Below are 15,904 nucleotides of genomic sequence, written 5' to 3' on the forward strand. Positions count from 1 at the left end.
TCAGGCTCCCTTGGCGCTGCGCTGGCCCAGGCCGTCGGCCAGGAGGTTGGTTCCGATGGTGAACAACCCGATCACCAGGACGGGGGCGAGCACGCCCCAGGGCTGCACCAGCAGTCCCAGCCGGTTCTCGTCGGTCATCTTTCCCCAGTCGGCGGACCCCGGGTCGGTGGAGAAGCCGAGGAAGCCGATGCTGGCGATCATGCCGATGGAGTAGGTGAGGCGCAGGCCGGCCTCCGCCAGCAGCGGCACCACCAGATTGGGGCCCAGTTCGGTGGTCAGGATTCGCCAGCGGTGCTCGCCGATCGCCTCCGCGGCGGCGATGAAGTCGTCGTCGACATAGGTGAGTGCCACGCCCCGAGCCACCCGGGCCACGCGGGGCGCGTGGGAAATGCCGACCACGGAGACGACCACCCACCCGGTGGGCTGCTCGACGGCACTGAGCACCAGCAGGGTGATCAGGATCTGCGGGATGGCGAGCATGACGTCGTTGAGCCGCATCAGGGCCTCGTCGAGCCATCCACCCAGATAGGCGGCGAGAACACCCACCAGAACGCCGAGCGCGACGCCCAGGACGGTGGCGAGCAGCGCGAGCGTCAGGATGGAGCGACCTCCCCACAGCAACCGGCTGAGCACGTCCTGCCCAAGGTGGTCGGTGCCCAGGAAGGCACCGGCGTCGGTGAAGGGCTTGCCGACGATGTCGTACTGCCCGTACGGAGCCAGCCAGGGGCCCGCCAGGGCCAGCGCCAGCACCACCAAGGTGATGGCGCCCCCGATGGCGATGCGCGGATCACGCAGCACGCCCACGAGGCGGCTCATCGGGCCATCCCCGTCCGGGCACGCGGGGTGAACAGGATCGAGAGCACGTCGGCGACGAGGTTCACCACCACGTAGACGGCGGCGATGACCATCGTGAGCGCCTGCACGACGGGGAAGTCGCTGTTCTTGACGGCGTCCACCATGGTGGCTCCGATCCCGGGGTAGTTGAACAGGTACTCGACCATCACCGCGCCTCCCACCAGCCAGGCGAGTTGCAGGGCCGTCACCTGGATGGTGGGCACCACGGTGTTGGGCAGGGCGTGGCGACGCAGCACCCGGGCCTCGGGAACACCCTTCAGGCGAGCCAGTTCCACGTAGTCGGAGTCGAGCACCTCCACCAACGAGCTGCGCAGCATCCGGGTCAGATAGGGCGTCACGGCGATCACCAGGGTGGCCACCGGCAGCACCATCGACGCGGGCCGGTTCCATGGCCTGGTGCCAATCGGCAGCACCGTGACGGCGGGGAGCCAGTGCGCCACGCTGGTGCTGAGCAGCGCCACCAGCAGGATGCCGGTGACGAACTCGGGCACTCCTGCGAGGGCGAGGGTGACCACTCCGACGGCGTGGTCGACCGGACCGCTGCGGTGGCGTCCGCTGAGCGTGGCGAGCCCCGTCGCCAGCGGCAGCATCACGATGGCCACCAGCAGCACCAGGAAGCCGCTGTTCACGATCTTGTCACCGACCAGCTTTCCCACCGGAAGGTTGTTGGCCACCGAGGTTCCCAGATCGCCGTGCAGCAGACGAGAGAGCCACCTGCCGTAACGCACCAGCAAGGGCCGATCCAGGGCAAGCGTCTCGCGGATCGCGGCCACCCGGTCGGGGCTGACCGCATAGTCCTTGCCGAGGATGGCGCGCACCGGATCGCCCAGGGCCGAGGTGGCGAGGAAGACCAGCAGCGAGACCAACCACAGGGTGAGGACGGCCAGGGCGGTGCGCCGCAGCAGCCAGAGCGTCCAGCCACGCGCCGCGGAGGGACGACGGACCTTCGTGGCGCCCATCATGACTGCACCGGCTTGACCAGGTTGAAGCGGTAGTCGGAGACTGGCAACTGGCGTGCCGGTTGCAGCCCGGTGACGGAGTTGGAGTAGGCGTCCACCTGGTTCTTGAAGGCCCACACGATGTAGCCGCCGCGCTCGTGCTCGATGCGTTGCGCGTCCTGCAGCAGCATGGTGCGTCGCCGCGCGTCCATGGTGCGGTTGGCGGTGGTCACCAGTTCGATGAACTGCGGATCGTTCCAGTGGGTCTCGTTGTAGGGCGAGCCCTTCAGGCCGCAGGCCGCCACCTGGGGCAGGTAGAGCCTGGTCTCCCAGAAGTCCTGGGCGAAGGGCCAGGAGAGGTACTGGTCGCCGTAGAAGATGCTGCCGTCGAGCACCCGCAGCCGCACCTTCACCCCTGCCTTCGCAGCCTGCTGGACGAAGAGGCTTGCCGACTCGACGCCTCCGGCACCGACGGCGGTGGAGGTGGTGAGCTCGATGCGCAAGTCGGACTGGCCTGCCTGCCTCAGCAGTGCCTTCGCCTGGTCGATGTCCTGCTCCCGCTGGGGAAGCTGCTCGCCGATGTAGGAGGGGTCGAAGGGGGAGTGGAGGTCGTTGGCGACGCGGCCGAAGCCGTTGAGCGCCTGCTCCACCATCTGGTGACGATCGGCGATCAGGCGCATCGCCTGTCGCACCCGCACGTCGGAGAAGGGCTGGACGTCGACCCGCATGGTGAACGGGATCCAGGCACCGGTCTGGCTGACCAGCGCCGTGGCCCCCTGACTGTCCACCGCCTCGCTGAGATAGCCGGGAAGGTTGTCGATGCTCTGCACCTGGCCTGCGAGCAGGGCGTTGACCTTGGCGGCGTCGTCGGTGAAGTCGATGATGGTCAGGGCGTCGAAGGTGGCGCGCGTGTCCCAGTAGTCGTCGTATCTGGTGAAGACGCTGCGCTGCCCCGGGACGAAGACGTCCGCCCGGAAGGGGCCGGTGCCCACAGGATTCCTGGGGTCGAAGTCGGCGGGGATGATGCCCAAGGGGTAGGAGGCGAGCATCGCGTCGAGGATCGCATAGGGCTGGGTGAGGTGGAGCTGGTAGGTGCGCTCGTCGAGCACCCGCGAGGACTTCAGGTTGGCGATCGGGGCGACGGTGGACAGGAAGGGGGCGGGATTCTTCGGGTCGAGCATCCGCTCCAGGCTGGCCTCGACGTCGGTGGCGCGCACGCTCTTGCCGTTGTGGAAGGTGACGTCCTGGCGCAGCCGGATGGTCCAGATGGTGCCGTCTGCATTGTGCTCGATCGACTCGGCCAGACCGGGCTGCACCTTCATCTGGGTGTCATAGCGCAGCAGCGGCTCGTAGAGCTGTCGCACCCGGGCGATGTCGGGGATGGTGACGGGGAAGTGGGGGTCGAGCGAGTCCTTGAGGCTGCCGCCGGTGGCGCCGTGGGCGAGCATCGCGGTGGAATTGGCCTGTGCGGTGTTGCATCCCGACAGGCCGGTGGCCGCGGCAATGCCGAGTGCAGCGCCCTGCAGGGCTCGTCGTCGGGTGAGGACGCGGGGGCGGTGCACCCCGGATGCCGGGGCATCCTGAGGCGGGGTAGGTGTCGGGTGAAGCGTGGATGGGGCCGGTGGAGCGCCCATGGTCTGTCCCGTCCGGTCGACAACGTTGCCGGCCTTGGGCCGAACCCTAACGGACTCTTGCCTGCACCACGTCCAGAGACGTCCTGGTCCGCCCCGCGACGGAGGGCCTGGTCGGCTCAGCAGCCCTTCGCGATCGCCGCGAACATCAGCGCGGCGATGGTCTCGCCGTCACGGATTTCCCCGTGGGCGACCATGGACAGCGCCTCGGTCCAGGGAATCGGACGGGCGGAGGTGATGCCCTCTGCGTCGGGCTCCACCAGATCAGTGGCCGCGGAAGAGAGCCCGGTGGCGAGGAAGACATGCTCGGGGGCCTCGCAGATGCCGTTGAGGGCATCCATCTCGCCGATCTTGCGCCAGTGCTCTGCGACCAGACCGGTCTCCTCTGCCAGTTCCCGCTGGGCGGCCACGAGCGGCTCCTGTCCGTCGCTGCCGCCACTGGGCACCTCCAGCGAGGGCCCGACGGTGTGGCGGTCGACCTCGACCATCCAGACGCACTCGTCCTCGGTGAGCGCGACGACGAAGACCGACGCATTGCGCACCGTCATCACGCCGAAGATGCCCGGGGTGCCGTCGGGACGGACCACCCGGTCCTCGCGGACACTCATCCAGTTGTTCGCGTACTTGGTCTCGGTGCTGGTGACGGGCCACATGCTGGCGAGCCTAGTGCGGCGGCTCCAGACAGCCGCGTCGCGATGGCACGATGATCCAGTGACCACCCACCTCGTCATCCGCCGACGCAGCCCCTTGCCTCCGGCTGAGGCCCTCTCGCGGGTGCTCGACCTGCGGCGACACCGCCCGCCGTTCACCACGATCACCGCCCCCTTCCCGCTCGAGGCCGGATCCGTGGTGGTGGCCCGCACATCCTTGGGGTGGTGGTCCTTTGATGACGTCATGCACGTGACGCGCCGTGACGAGCGCACGGCCTAGCTGGTGAAGGCCGGTGGACTGGTGCGCGGTTCCTCTGTGATCGAGGCGACGCCACTGCGCCAAGGGAGCACGGTGACCTGGGGGCAGGAGATCGGCGTGCGGGGCATTCCCGACTGGATCGTCGCTCTTCCCGCGCGGATCTTCTACCGGCTGCTGGTCTTCCAGTCCCTGCGCTGACGGCTGTTCCCGCGGCCTCGTCGGGGGCTGGGGTGACGGTCTAGGGTGGCCTGCGCCTGTTGCCTCGACCCGGGAGCCCCGATGACCACAGCCCACCCCGAACGCTCCTCCGTCGTCCTGTTCGCGCTGGCAACCCTGGCAGCCGGGGCCGGGGCCGCGGTGCAGGCGAAGGCCAACGGGGCACTTGCCACCCGACTCGGGGCGCCCGTCGAAGCTGCCCTGTGGAGCTTTGGCTCCGGCTGGCTCGTCCTGGCCCTCGGTCTGGCGCTGCTGCCCGCTGCGAGACGAGCCCTGGCCGACGTCGCCCGGGCGGTCCGTCGCCAGAATCTGCAGTGGTGGGAGGTGCTGGGCGGGCTCTTCGGCGGCTTCTTCGTCGCCGTGCAGTCCTTCGCCGTGCCGCAGATGGGCGTGGCGCTGTTCACCATCGCCATGGTGGGCGGGCAGACGGCCAATGCCCTGCTCGTCGACAGGATCGGCCTGGGGCCGGCGGGTCGCACGCCTCTGTCGATGCCGCGCGTCCTCGCGGCGCTGGCCACCTTCGTCGGTGTCGCCGTCGCCTCCAGCGCCCGGGGCGGCACCGTTCACGCCCTCAGCCTCACGGCGCTGCTGCTGACCGTCGCAGCCGGTGCGGGCATGAGCATCCAGCAGGCCATCAACGGCAAGGTGAACCTGGCCTCGGGGCATGTCGTGGCCACCACTTTCGTCAACTTCACCTGGGGTTTCACTGCACTGTGTGGGTATGCCATGGCCCTGTTCGCCACCGGTCGCCTGCATGCCCCGCGCACCCTCGACGTGCCGTGGTGGTCGCTGGTCGGCGGCGTCATCGGCGTGGTCTACATCGCCATCGCTGCGGCAGCCGTGCGACATCTCGGCGTCCTCGTCACGGCCCTGATGTCACTGACCGGGCAGCTGGTGACCGCAGTCCTGCTCGACATCGTCACCCGTGCCGCCCCCGTCACCGCCCAGCTCCTCGCAGGCGTCGCCATCACCCTGATGGCCGCCGCGGCAGCGGGCCTCGCAGCCCAGCGGGCGAAGCGCGACTGACGGAATACTCGTGCTGGCGCCCGGGTTGCACCAGGCATGAGCACCCTTCCGCTGAGCGTCCTGGACCTCGTCACCGTCACCGAGGACACCACCACACCGCAGGCCCTGCAGCGTGCCATCACCTTGGCCAAGGCAGCCGATGAGCTCGGCTACCAGCGCTACTGGGTTGCGGAGCACCACAACATGCCGGCCGTCGCCTCGACCAGTCCGGCGGTGATCATCGCGGCCCTCGGCGCCCACACCGATCGGATCCGCGTCGGCTCCGGTGGCGTGATGCTCCCGAACCACGCCCCCTATGTGGTGGCCGAGCAGTTCGCACTGCTCGAGGGGCTCTATCCGAACCGGATCGACCTCGGCATCGGGCGGGCCCCGGGAACCGACCAGCGCACCGCCCAGGCGCTGCGTCGCGGGCCCGACGCCCTGGGTGTCGAAGAGTTCCCGCAGCACGTCCTGGAACTGATGAGCTGGCTGGGTGACACTCGCCTGGAGGAGCCGATGTCGGCCACCCTGGCCGCCACTCCGAAGCCTGAGACCTACCCCGACGTGTGGCTGCTGGGCAGCTCGGCCTACTCCGCGCAGCTGGCCGGCATGCTCGGTCTTCGCTACTGCTACGCCCACCACTTCGGCCAGATGGACGAGGTCTCGGTGATGGAGGCCTATCGCGCCCGCTTCGAGCCGTCGCCGGTGCTCGCCGAGCCCTACGCCATGATCGCGACCTCGGTGATCACCGCTGCGGACACCGACCGTGCCGAGTACCTGGCGGGGCCCGCCAAGCACATGGCGCTGGCCCTGCGCACCAATCGTCTGACGCCCGTGATCTCGCCCGAGACCGCCGTCGAGCGCGGGCTCTCGCCGCTCGACGAGCAGATGATGGGGCACCTGCCCGCCACCAAGTTCGTCGGCACCCCCGAGTCGGTCAAGGCCCGGTTGCAGTCGCTGGTCGACCGCACCGGGGTGCAGGAACTGATGCTCGCCGCCACCACGTACGACGTGGGCACCCGCATCGGCACCCTGCGCGACGTGCGGTCGATGGGGCTGCAGCAGGGCTGAGCGCAGGATCTCAGACAATGGGCCACTATGCGAGACGTACGGTCTCACATGGTGGCCCACTGTCATGCTGGGGCGTCGCAACCCACAGAGAGGCCCCAGCGTCTCCAGCTCCGCCCCACCCGTGCCGCAACCGCAAGAGATCCGTACCAGGCAGGACCTGCCCCCGGTCGCCGTCGTGCAGGACCACGTCGTAAGTGGCCGCGAGAAGGCCGTCTTCGGTGTGGTCGGCATCGTCGCCGCCGTGGCATGGTTCGTGATCGCCGTCCAGCGCGGTGAGCGGGTCAGCGCCGCCTGGTTCGTGCTCGCCGCGGTCGGCAGCTACCTGTTGGCACTGCGCTTCTACGGCAAGCTGATCGAGCGAAAGCTGCACCGGCCGGACGACACCCGCGCCACCCCGGCCGAGGAGTTCGCCAACGGCAAGGACTTCATGCCCACCCACCGGGTGGTGCTCTTCGGCCACCACTTCGCCGCCATCGCCGGCGCCGGGCCGCTGGTCGGCCCCGTCCTCGCGGCCCAGATGGGCTACCTGCCTGGCACCCTCTGGATCGTCTTCGGCGTGATCCTGGCCGGTGCGGTGCAGGACTACATGGTGCTGCACCTGTCCATCCGCCGTCGCGGCCGCTCGTTGGGCCAGATGGCCAAGGACGAGCTCGGCACCGTCGGTGGCTGGTTCGCCATCCTGGGTGTCACGAGCATCATGATCATCCTCATCGCGGTGCTCGCCATCGTCATCATCGGCGCCCTGGCCCACAGCCCCTGGGGCGTCTTCTCCATCGCCATGACCATCCCGATCGCCCTGCTGATGGGCGTCTACATGCGCTACATCCGCCCCGGCGCGGTCGGCGAGACCTCCGCCATCGGCATCGTGCTGCTGATCGCCGCCATCGCCGGTGGCTCCTGGGTGAGCCACCACCCGACGCTGGCCGAGGTCTTCACGCTCAGCCCGGTGCAGCTGGCCTATGCCATCGCCATCTACGGCTTCTTCGCTGCAGTGCTGCCCGTCTGGCTGCTGCTGGCACCCCGCGACTACCTGAGCACCTTCATGAAGGTGGGCACCATCGCCTTCCTGGCGCTGTCCATCCTGGTGGTGCTGCCCTTCATGAGCATGCCCGCGGTCACCAGCTTCGCCCACACCGGCACCGGCCCGGCCTTCGCCGGAAACCTGTTCCCCTTCCTGTTCATCACCATCGCCTGTGGCGCGCTCAGCGGCTTCCACTCCCTGATCAGCTCGGGCACCACGCCCAAGATGATCCAGAAGGAGTCGCAGGCCCGCGTCATCGGCTACGGCGGCATGCTCACCGAGAGCTTCGTCGCGATGATGGCCATGATCACCGCCTGCGTGATCGACCAGCACATGTACTTCGGCATGAATGCGCCGCTGGGCCTCACTGGTGGCACGCCGGAGTCCGCCGCCACGTACACCAACGGGCTCGGCCTGGTGAGCCCCGGCGGCGCACCGCTGCCGCCCGCCACCCCCGACATGTTCAGCACGGCCGCGCACGAGGTGGGGGAGACCACGATCATCTCCCGCACCGGTGGCGCGCCGACGCTGGCCTTCGGCATGGCCCAGATCTTCGGCGAGATCCCGCTGATCGGCGCCGCCAAGGCCTTCTGGTACCACTTCGCCGTCATGTTCGAGGCGCTGTTCATCCTCACCACCATCGACGCCGGCACCCGCGTCGCCCGCTTCATGATCAGCGACATGCTGGCCAATATCCCGGGCCTCAAGAAGTTCGGCGACCCGTCGTGGCGCACCGGTGCCTGGATCACGACGCTGGCCACCGTGCTGGGCTGGGGCTCGATCGTCGTGATGGGCGTCACCGACCCGCTGGGCGGCATCAACATGCTCTACCCGCTGTTCGGCATCGCCAACCAGCTGCTCGCCGCGATCGCCCTCACCCTTTGCTTCGTCGTGGTCATGAAGAAGGGCCTGTTCAAGTGGGCCTGGATCCCCGGCCTGCCACTGGCCGTCTTCATCACCATGTGGGCCAGCTACGAGAAGATCTTCTCCAGCAACCCGAAGATCGGCTACTGGAGCAACCACGCCGCAGCCAAGGCGGCCAAGGAGGCGGGCAAGACCACCTACCTGACGGCCAAGACACCCCACGAGATCGACATGGTGATCCGCAACACCTTCGTGCAGGGAACGCTGAGCATCGTCTACGCGGTGCTGGTGCTGGTGGTGCTCGCCATCGGCCTGCGGATCGCCTGGCAGGCGTGGCGGGCCGGCGGGCTGCCCGATACCGAGGCCCCGCACACCCCGTCGGAGATCTTCGCGCCGTCCAGCTTCCTGCCGACGCAGGAGGAGAGGCGCGTGCTGGCCCAGTGGAAGGCGGCAGGGTTGGATGCCAGCGGCGAGCACCTGGACCACCGTGTCCATGCCCACGAGGTGGCGACGTCGTGACCGTCCGTGAGGCCGCGCACCTGGTGGCGCGGGTGTGGAAGGGGATGAGCGGCCTGGACGCCTACGAGCGCTACCTGGCCCACCATCGCCATGCCCACCCGGGCACCCCGGCCCCCAGCCGGGCCGACTTCTACCGCGCCAAGTGGGACCACGAGTCCACCTCGCCGACGGCACGCTGCTGCTGAACGCACAACAGCCCTCGCCCCCATGGTCGGGGGCTGTTGTACGTGGCGTGCGTGTTGGTCCCTACTCAAACGCCCTCGAGTAGGCGCGAATGCACCGAAGACATGAGACTTTGAGAAGAGGCACCTGTCCAGAGACTCTTGGCTAGAGTGTCGTGAGGTTCTATGACGCTCAGGAGACTACTAGCTGAGTTCGGTGAACCTGCCAGCCTCGATTTCGGGGATTTTTGGTCGGACAGGAGAGATTGTGAGCGACGATCAAATCGTTAGGATTGAAGCATCTGGGGTCCTCAATGAGTTTGACTATTGCATCACCTTCGATGATGAGGTCGGTGAAGGACGCCTTGCGGTGATTTATGCAGAGAATGGCCGGGGTAAGACAAATCTACTGCGTGCCATTTCATTCCTGCTAACGCCTACAATGGAGAGCATCGAAACACTAATTGAAGTTCCGGTGCAACATATTGCCATTCAATTTGCGAGTGGCGGTGTGATCTCGATGGTTCGTGAGGACGCATTTCGTGGCTCGCTCAGGCTTAAGGTCTCCTCAATTCCGAGTGTCGTATTCCAGGATGATGAATCGAGCGCCGAGATGTTCGGGCTCGAGGAGGAAGCAGAGTTAATTGAACGAGAGTTCACCGTCGAGGCGTCGGACTTCGCTGGCCGGCTCTATCGTCGAGCGCTCGAGGATCGGCGCGAGTTTCTTGAGTATATGAACCTAGCGGCTCGCCAGTCGTCCGGTGCACTCTTTATCGGCGATACGCGGTTGGCGGTGCCTGTGGGGGAGGAGGTTTCGAGTGAGTCAATTGGCCGATCGATCTCGCGTCGGCCGCGCTCAATGGTCTCGCGGCTACTAGAACAAGCGGAGCGGACCCTCTCTAGGGCTGCTTTTGAGGGTCTGAAGCGTGATTCAAGCGGCCAAGGCGTTTACGTTGATATTGCAAAGCGGACCTTGCTTGCGAGAAGTGGGCCTAGTATTTCCAATACAGATGCTTATGAATCGATGGTCGAGCAAATTTCGAGAATTGAGCGTAGTGGCGCACTTCATGAGAATTACGGTCTGATTTCACTTCGCCAAGTTCGGGGAATTTCCCAACTCTTGTCCACGGCTCGCCGCAACGGCGCCAATAACGCAACATTACACTCGATTTTGAACCCATTTTTGGTTAACATCGAGAGTCAGATTGAGACGCTGTACCCGGCGGTTCGACAGATCGACACTTTCGTTGCAGGCGTTAATAAATTCCTAGAGCGCAAGGAATTAGTTTACTCGACAAATGGGGGGATTGAGCTGCGCGATGGGGCGGCAAGATTGCTCGATCCCGACTCTCTATCGAGCGGCGAACGGCATCTCCTTGCGCTGATGTGCCACGCTGTTATTTCTACCGCAAGCGCACCGCTAATGATCATTGATGAGCCTGAGATTTCACTCGGTCTAGATTGGCAACGAATGCTATTGGCTGAACTCTTGAATGTGACGGCAGATTCTCAAGTGAAGATATTGGCGGCATCTCATTCAGTTCAAGTGATGGGAGTTGTTCCGCACAATAAGATCATTCAGCCTACCGAAGTCGGGGGGGAGATTGATGCCGTTTCAGACGGTCGGTGAGTACCTGCGAGAAGTGTCGCTCTCTCGGCGTAAGCATGTCGTGGTCGAGGGATCCTCGGATCGTAGGACTTGGGAGGTCTGGGCGGATCGTCACGCGCTCGGTAACCAGCTGACCTTTCACGAGGTTGCGGAGCTGCACGTCCCCTATGAACTCCTCGTTAGTAATTCGCTGGGTGCTGGTCGTCGTGCTGAAGTTCTCGGCGTAGCTCTTGAGGCTACAGCGCAGGGAATTGACATGAAGTGCATCGCCGACCGCGATACGGGTGAACTGGTCCATGAATTGACTCTTCCGGTGTTATTGTGGACGGATTATCCAGCGTTGGAGAGTTATTCATTCTGCCCTAAAGTAATTGACGCGGCTAATCGGTTGAACTTCCGGGAAAGGTTGCCAAAGGGCGAGGCTGTCGTGGCTCTACTTAGTGGTCCCATGGCGGAGTTGTTTGCCCGTCGCTGTGAAAATGTGAACCTCCGGAATCCAAATTTTGCGCGCGGGGTGACTTCAGTGGCGAATGGATTTTCCTTCGATGCTACTGTGGCAACGGGCGTGACCTTAATTGATTCAACACGGGTGGATTCGTTGCTCTGTGGGTCGGACGCGAGGGGATGGGCTCATGGGCATGATATTTCAGCGCTAATCTTTTTCGCATTCCAAGGGGAGTTCTCGGGAAGTGGGACGTCCGGAGTCAAAGGGGTCGAAGCGGCGCTGGTGGCGGCGATGCATTCTTCTGGAGAGTTGGATGAATCGCCCCTTGCTCGGCGGCTCGCGGGGTGGATCAAGAAGATCTGAATCCAGCGAGATAGCGATCGCAAGTGCGATCACGAGCCCACTCGCCGACGGCCCGCTGCTGCTGAACGACGCGGTGCGACGCCGGCCTCCGCCGGGAATGACAACGAGGGAGCCCCCACCGATCGGTGGGGGCTCCCTCGTGTCTGCTGGGCTGGCGCTGGCTGGGCGGCAGTGGCCTCAGCTGATCCTTGCCGTCTCGTCCTGGATCTTGAGCGCGACCTGCTGCAGCTTCTCCTGGTGGGCCCGCGCGTGGTGGGCGCAGAAGAGCAGCTCCCCGCCGGACGCGAGGATGACGCGCAGGTAGGCCTGGGCGCCGCAGCGGTCGCAACGGTCCGTCGCGTCGAGCGAACGGTCCTCGATGACTGTGGTGGTCACGTGGCCTCCAATGTTTCTGGCGGGCGAGCCCGCAATAGGTGAACAAGGGGTTCAACGAAAGGTTCGTCGTCTTTGTTCCCCTCCAGCCTATCCCGCCCCGGGGCGCCTGCCCGGGTGGCAGCGCCTGATGTTCCACTGGACGTCCGGCCGGGCCCCGGAACCGGCCTCGCGGCGTGGAGGGCCGAAAACTGTCGGCGCGCCCGAGTACCCTGTCGGGGTGCCAGAAGCGAAGACTCCCACCAGCAAGACCGCTGCCCAGCCCGGGCGTGACTACGAGGCCAAGCACCTTCTGGTCCTGGAAGGGCTGGAGGCGGTGCGCAAGCGCCCCGCCATGTACATCGGCTCCACGGACACCAAGGGCCTGATGCACTGCCTCTGGGAGATCATCGACAACGCCATCGACGAGGCCCTCGGTGGCTCCGGTGACGCAATCGAGATCTTCCTGCACTCCGATGGCTCGGTGCAGGTGGACGACCACGCCCGCGGTATGCCGGTGGACACGGAGCCCCGCACCGGCCTTTCCGGTGTCGAGGTGATCTTCACCAAGCTGCACGCCGGCGGCAAGTTCGGCGGCGGCGCCTACAACGCCACCGGTGGTCTGCACGGCGTTGGCGCCTCCGTGGTCAACGCCCTGAGCTCCCGGTTGGACGTCCAGGTGGACCGCGCGGGCAAGACCTACGAAATGAGCTTCCGGCGCGGCACGCCGGGTGTCTTCGACGGCGACGGCCCAGACGCTCCGTTCACCCCGCAGGGTGGCCTTCGCGTGGTGGGCAAGGCCAAGCGAGGCGTCACCGGTTCGAGGGTCCGCTACTGGCCGGACCGGCAGATCTTCCTCAAGGACGCCCAGCTCAATGTCGACTCGTTGCTGGCGCGCGCCCGGCAGTCCTCCTTCCTGGTGCCCGGGCTGAGGTTCACCGTGACCGACAGTCGCAGTGGCGTCGACGAGGTGGAGGTCTTCCACCACCAGGGTGGCATCAGCGAGTTCTGCGACTACCTCTCGCAGGGAGCCCCGATCAGCGACGTGCTGCGGCTGCAGGGTTCCGACGTGTTCACCGAGACGGTGCCGATGCTGGATGCCGCCACCGGCGCCATGACCCCGCAGGACGTGGAGCGGGAGCTGACCGTCGACATCGCCGTGCGGTGGAGCAATTCCTATGACACCACGCTCAAGAGCTTCGTGAACATCATCTCCACCCCCAAGGGCGGCACCCACGTGCAGGGCTTCGAACGCGCCCTGACCAGGACCTTCACCAAGGCGATGGAGGGAACCCGCCTGATGAAGGCGGGCGACGACATCATCAAGGACGACTGTCTGGAGGGCGTCACTGCCGTCGTGACGGTGCGCCTTGCCGAGCCCCAGTTCGAGGGTCAGACCAAGGAGGTACTGGGCACCCCGCCGGCCACCCGAATCGTGCAGCGCGTCGTCGAGCGCGAGCTGGGGGACTTCCTGGCCTCCACCAAGCCGGCGCAGAAGGCTCAGGCCCGTCAGGTGATGGAGAAAGTGATCGGAGCCTCGCGTACTCGCGTGGCCGCCCGCGCCCACAAGGAGAACCAGCGCCGCAAGAATGCCCTGGAGAGCTCCACCCTGCCGCCCAAGCTGAAGGACTGCCGCAGCAATGACTCGGAGCTGACCGAGCTGTTCATCGTCGAGGGTGACTCGGCGCTCGGCACCGCCGGCCGGGCGCGCAATTCCGAGCACCAGGCCCTGCTGCCGATCCGCGGCAAGATCCTCAATGTGCAGAAGGCCTCGGTGGGAGACATGCTCAAGAATGCCGAGTGCGCCGCCATCATCCAGGTGGTCGGGGCAGGTTCCGGACGTACCTTCGACGTGGACCAGGCGCGCTACGGCAAGGTCATCTTCATGGCCGACGCCGACTCCGACGGGGCCCACATCCGCTGCCTGTTGGCCACGCTCTTCTTCCGCTACATGAGGCCGCTGGTGGAGGCCGGGCGGGTCTACTCCGCAGTGCCCCCGCTGCACCGCTTCGAGCTGACCAACCCGAAGAAGGGCATGGACAAGTACATCTACACGTACTCGGATGCCGAGTACCAGCGCAAGATGGCCGAGCTCACCAAGAAGGGCATCAACTTCAAGGAGCCGCAGCGATACAAGGGTCTGGGCGAGATGGACGCCGACCAGCTGCAGGAGACCACGATGGACCCGCGGCACAGGGCGCTGCGCCGGATCACCGTCGACGATGCCGAGACCGCGGAGAAGACCTTCGAGATCCTGATGGGCAATGAGGTGGCGCCGCGCAAGGAGTTCATCGTCGAGGGTGCCTACAAGCTGGATGCCGACCAGATCGACGCCTGAATCGACCTCCCTCCGTTGGCCGAGCTTCCCGAGGCCCTCCATATCGATTATCGTTGCTAACGAAAAGCGATATGGATGGAGTTGTCGTGGAACTTTCGGAGCACAGGGGTCAGGTCCGTCCGGGACGTCTGGACGGGCCCAGCATCATGGCCCTCATCTTCGCAGGGCTCGTGCTGCTGTACGCGGCATGCAACGCGGTGGCCGTCGTCATGGCGGGCGAGGTGATCCTGCGAGTCCAGAATGGCGGCGGTGAACTGGCGCTGGCGAACCTGCCGGCTGGTGTGGAGCTGGTCTGGCCCTACCAACTCTCCGTCCCGGGGGCGCTGGCCCCGCTGGGCAGCGTCGTGCTGCTCAAGCTCGCCGAGGCACTCATCCCGCTGCTGTGGGGCGGCGTACTGCTCGGGATCGGTCTGCTGCTCAGGGAGGCCTCCGGCGTGGACACCATCTTCGACGGGGGAGTGGCGCGACGCGTCGCCACCGTTCGCTGGCTGTTGGTGGTGCTCGCCGTCGTGCCCCATGGGCTGCGGGTGCTGGGTTCCAACTGGGCCCTCGGGGGCCTGGGCACCGGCTTCTCCACGTCCACCAGGTTGGGTGACATGTTCATCCCGTTGTTCGGCTTCTACCTCTGTCTGGCCTTCGAGTTCGTCCTGCGACGTGGCGAGGCCCTGCAGGGTGAGCTCGACGAGGTGATCTGATGCCGGCCGACGAGCATCGCGTCGTCTGCCATCTTGACGAGCTGCTGACGGCCCGGGGGATGACACTGGCCGAGCTGTCCGAGCGGGTCGGCCTGAGTGTGGTGAACCTTTCGATCCTGAAGAACAACCGCGCAAAGGCGGTGCGCTTCACCACGCTGACTGCCCTCTGCGACGCCCTGGACTGCTCCCCGGGGGACCTGTTCAGCGTCGAGGAGGGGTGAAACGCGACGTCGCTACAGTTCTTCGACGTTGCGTACCTCGTGAGGTCAGCGACGTCGACGAACTGTAGCGACGTGTGAAGTGGATCAGCCGAGCACTTCGGCGATCTTCGCGAGGGAGGCCTCGAGGTTCGACTCGATGGCGAACTTCTCCTTCGCCAGCGCCTGCACCTGCGGGTTCTCGATCTCGGAGGAGTCGTAGGTCAGGGAGAGCTTGCTGGTGGTGGCATCGACGGGCTCCAGTTCGTAGAGCCACTTGGATCCCACCTCGACGTCGCTGGTGAGGTTCTTCATGTTCTGCCACCCGATGACGCGGTCCGGCACGAGGGCGAAGACCTTGTTCTCGGTCTGGTACTCGGAGCCGTCGCCCTTGACCATGTTCATCCGGAAGGTGTCGCCCACGTGCTTGAGGCGCTCACCCTTGTCGGTGGAGACCACGCCGCCCGACGGGTCGGTCTCATGGTGGCGCGCCGGGTTGCTGAGCAGGTCGAAGATGTCCTTCGGCGCGGCATTGATCTCGCGGCTTGCGGTGGTCCTGGTTTCGGTCATGACACCACGCAACCACGGGCAAGCGGCCAGATCAAGCGATTCCGCGGCCCGCGTACAAGCCCGGCAAGCCTGGCTTCTCCCCGGGCATGACCGCGGCCCGGCAGCCGTTCACGAAACGGACGCCGACTGCCGCTAGCGTGCCACCT

17 protein-coding genes are annotated in these 15,904 nt (G+C 65.9%); 11 read left to right on the forward strand and 6 right to left on the reverse strand.

All coding sequences use genetic code 11. The features are described from left to right. The 4 genes from EDD41_RS16075 to EDD41_RS16090 form a co-directional block, all read right to left on the reverse strand. Nucleotides 1-816: an ABC transporter permease gene (locus EDD41_RS16075; protein WP_094764909.1), complete on the reverse strand. Its 816-nt coding sequence runs from the start codon at nt 814-816 to the stop codon at nt 1-3. Continuing rightward, the gene (locus tag EDD41_RS16080; protein WP_218668508.1) at nt 813-1,817 is read right to left on the reverse strand and encodes an ABC transporter permease; all 1,005 of its coding nucleotides are present in this window, start codon (nt 1,815-1,817) and stop codon (nt 813-815) included. Before EDD41_RS16080 ends, EDD41_RS16075 begins: the two co-directional genes overlap by 4 nt. Beyond that, nucleotides 1,814-3,355, reverse strand: a complete 1,542-nt coding sequence (locus EDD41_RS16085; RefSeq protein ID WP_245995688.1) for an ABC transporter substrate-binding protein — start codon at nt 3,353-3,355, stop codon at nt 1,814-1,816. The genes EDD41_RS16080 and EDD41_RS16085 overlap by 4 nt, the downstream gene beginning before the upstream one ends. Before the next feature lie 188 nt (nt 3,356-3,543). Then, nucleotides 3,544-4,077, reverse strand: coding sequence for an NUDIX domain-containing protein (locus EDD41_RS16090; protein ID WP_094764911.1), 534 nt, complete (start codon nt 4,075-4,077; stop codon nt 3,544-3,546). A 58-nt stretch (nt 4,078-4,135) separates the two neighbouring features. Here EDD41_RS16090 and EDD41_RS16095 point away from each other — a divergent pair, with 58 nt between their 5' ends. From EDD41_RS16095 to EDD41_RS16650, 8 genes are all read left to right on the forward strand, one after another. Then, nucleotides 4,136-4,354 (forward strand): hypothetical protein, encoded by a 219-nt coding sequence (locus tag EDD41_RS16095; protein ID WP_094764912.1) that lies wholly within the window; start codon nt 4,136-4,138, stop codon nt 4,352-4,354. Between the two features lie 3 nt (nt 4,355-4,357). Further along, on the forward strand, nt 4,358-4,531 hold the full coding sequence (locus EDD41_RS16995) for a hypothetical protein (protein ID WP_170165410.1): 174 nt from the start codon (nt 4,358-4,360) through the stop codon (nt 4,529-4,531). Between the two features lie 81 nt (nt 4,532-4,612). Continuing rightward, the gene (locus tag EDD41_RS16100; RefSeq protein ID WP_123576649.1) at nt 4,613-5,575 is read left to right on the forward strand and encodes a DMT family transporter; all 963 of its coding nucleotides are present in this window, start codon (nt 4,613-4,615) and stop codon (nt 5,573-5,575) included. A 36-nt stretch (nt 5,576-5,611) separates the two neighbouring features. Next, the gene (locus EDD41_RS16105) at nt 5,612-6,625 is read left to right on the forward strand and encodes an LLM class flavin-dependent oxidoreductase (RefSeq protein ID WP_123576651.1); all 1,014 of its coding nucleotides are present in this window, start codon (nt 5,612-5,614) and stop codon (nt 6,623-6,625) included. A 121-nt stretch (nt 6,626-6,746) separates the two neighbouring features. Then, nucleotides 6,747-9,029, forward strand: a complete 2,283-nt coding sequence (locus EDD41_RS16110; RefSeq protein WP_245995689.1) for a carbon starvation CstA family protein — start codon at nt 6,747-6,749, stop codon at nt 9,027-9,029. After that, complete coding sequence (locus EDD41_RS16115) at nt 9,026-9,214, forward strand: YbdD/YjiX family protein (RefSeq protein WP_123576655.1); 189 nt, start codon at nt 9,026-9,028, stop codon at nt 9,212-9,214. The genes EDD41_RS16110 and EDD41_RS16115 overlap by 4 nt, the downstream gene beginning before the upstream one ends. Before the next feature lie 193 nt (nt 9,215-9,407). Beyond that, nucleotides 9,408-10,820 (forward strand): AAA family ATPase, encoded by a 1,413-nt coding sequence (locus tag EDD41_RS16120; RefSeq protein ID WP_148060592.1) that lies wholly within the window; start codon nt 9,408-9,410, stop codon nt 10,818-10,820. Between the two features lie 235 nt (nt 10,821-11,055). Then, the gene (locus EDD41_RS16650; RefSeq protein WP_148060593.1) at nt 11,056-11,607 is read left to right on the forward strand and encodes a hypothetical protein; all 552 of its coding nucleotides are present in this window, start codon (nt 11,056-11,058) and stop codon (nt 11,605-11,607) included. Between the two features lie 177 nt (nt 11,608-11,784). Here EDD41_RS16650 and EDD41_RS16125 read toward each other — a convergent pair whose 3' ends face one another. Next, the gene (locus tag EDD41_RS16125; RefSeq protein ID WP_123576659.1) at nt 11,785-11,982 is read right to left on the reverse strand and encodes a DUF7455 domain-containing protein; all 198 of its coding nucleotides are present in this window, start codon (nt 11,980-11,982) and stop codon (nt 11,785-11,787) included. 127 nt (nt 11,983-12,109) lie between these two features. Here EDD41_RS16125 and EDD41_RS16130 point away from each other — a divergent pair, with 127 nt between their 5' ends. From EDD41_RS16130 to EDD41_RS16140, 3 genes are all read left to right on the forward strand, one after another. Further along, complete coding sequence (locus tag EDD41_RS16130; RefSeq protein WP_123576662.1) at nt 12,110-14,296, forward strand: DNA gyrase/topoisomerase IV subunit B; 2,187 nt, start codon at nt 12,110-12,112, stop codon at nt 14,294-14,296. An 86-nt stretch (nt 14,297-14,382) separates the two neighbouring features. Beyond that, nucleotides 14,383-14,991, forward strand: coding sequence for a hypothetical protein (locus tag EDD41_RS16135; protein WP_148060594.1), 609 nt, complete (start codon nt 14,383-14,385; stop codon nt 14,989-14,991). Beyond that, nucleotides 14,991-15,212, forward strand: a complete 222-nt coding sequence (locus EDD41_RS16140) for a helix-turn-helix domain-containing protein (protein ID WP_094764919.1) — start codon at nt 14,991-14,993, stop codon at nt 15,210-15,212. The genes EDD41_RS16135 and EDD41_RS16140 overlap by 1 nt, the downstream gene beginning before the upstream one ends. Nucleotides 15,213-15,296: 84 nt before the next feature. Here EDD41_RS16140 and EDD41_RS16145 read toward each other — a convergent pair whose 3' ends face one another. Continuing rightward, complete coding sequence (locus tag EDD41_RS16145) at nt 15,297-15,758, reverse strand: SRPBCC family protein (protein WP_094764920.1); 462 nt, start codon at nt 15,756-15,758, stop codon at nt 15,297-15,299. Nucleotides 15,759-15,904 lie beyond the last annotated feature (146 nt).

This window comes from Luteococcus japonicus, assembly GCF_003752415.1.
GTDB classification, from domain to species: domain Bacteria; phylum Actinomycetota; class Actinomycetes; order Propionibacteriales; family Propionibacteriaceae; genus Luteococcus; species Luteococcus japonicus.

Excerpts from the sequence above, each read along its gene's own strand:
- EDD41_RS16075 (WP_094764909.1), bottom strand. The coding sequence starts at position 816 with ATGAGCCGCCTCGTGGGCGTGCTGCGTGATCCGCGCATCGCCATCGGG.
- EDD41_RS16080 (WP_218668508.1), bottom strand. The coding sequence starts at position 1,817 with ATGATGGGCGCCACGAAGGTCCGTCGTCCCTCCGCGGCGCGTGGCTGG.
- EDD41_RS16090 (WP_094764911.1), bottom strand. The coding sequence starts at position 4,077 with ATGTGGCCCGTCACCAGCACCGAGACCAAGTACGCGAACAACTGGATG.
- EDD41_RS16100 (WP_123576649.1), top strand. The coding sequence starts at position 4,613 with ATGACCACAGCCCACCCCGAACGCTCCTCCGTCGTCCTGTTCGCGCTG.
- EDD41_RS16105 (WP_123576651.1), top strand. The coding sequence starts at position 5,612 with ATGAGCACCCTTCCGCTGAGCGTCCTGGACCTCGTCACCGTCACCGAG.
- EDD41_RS16650 (WP_148060593.1), top strand. The coding sequence starts at position 11,056 with ATGAAGTGCATCGCCGACCGCGATACGGGTGAACTGGTCCATGAATTG.
- EDD41_RS16130 (WP_123576662.1), top strand. The coding sequence starts at position 12,110 with ATGTTCCACTGGACGTCCGGCCGGGCCCCGGAACCGGCCTCGCGGCGT.
- EDD41_RS16140 (WP_094764919.1), top strand. The coding sequence starts at position 14,991 with ATGCCGGCCGACGAGCATCGCGTCGTCTGCCATCTTGACGAGCTGCTG.
- EDD41_RS16145 (WP_094764920.1), bottom strand. The coding sequence starts at position 15,758 with ATGACCGAAACCAGGACCACCGCAAGCCGCGAGATCAATGCCGCGCCG.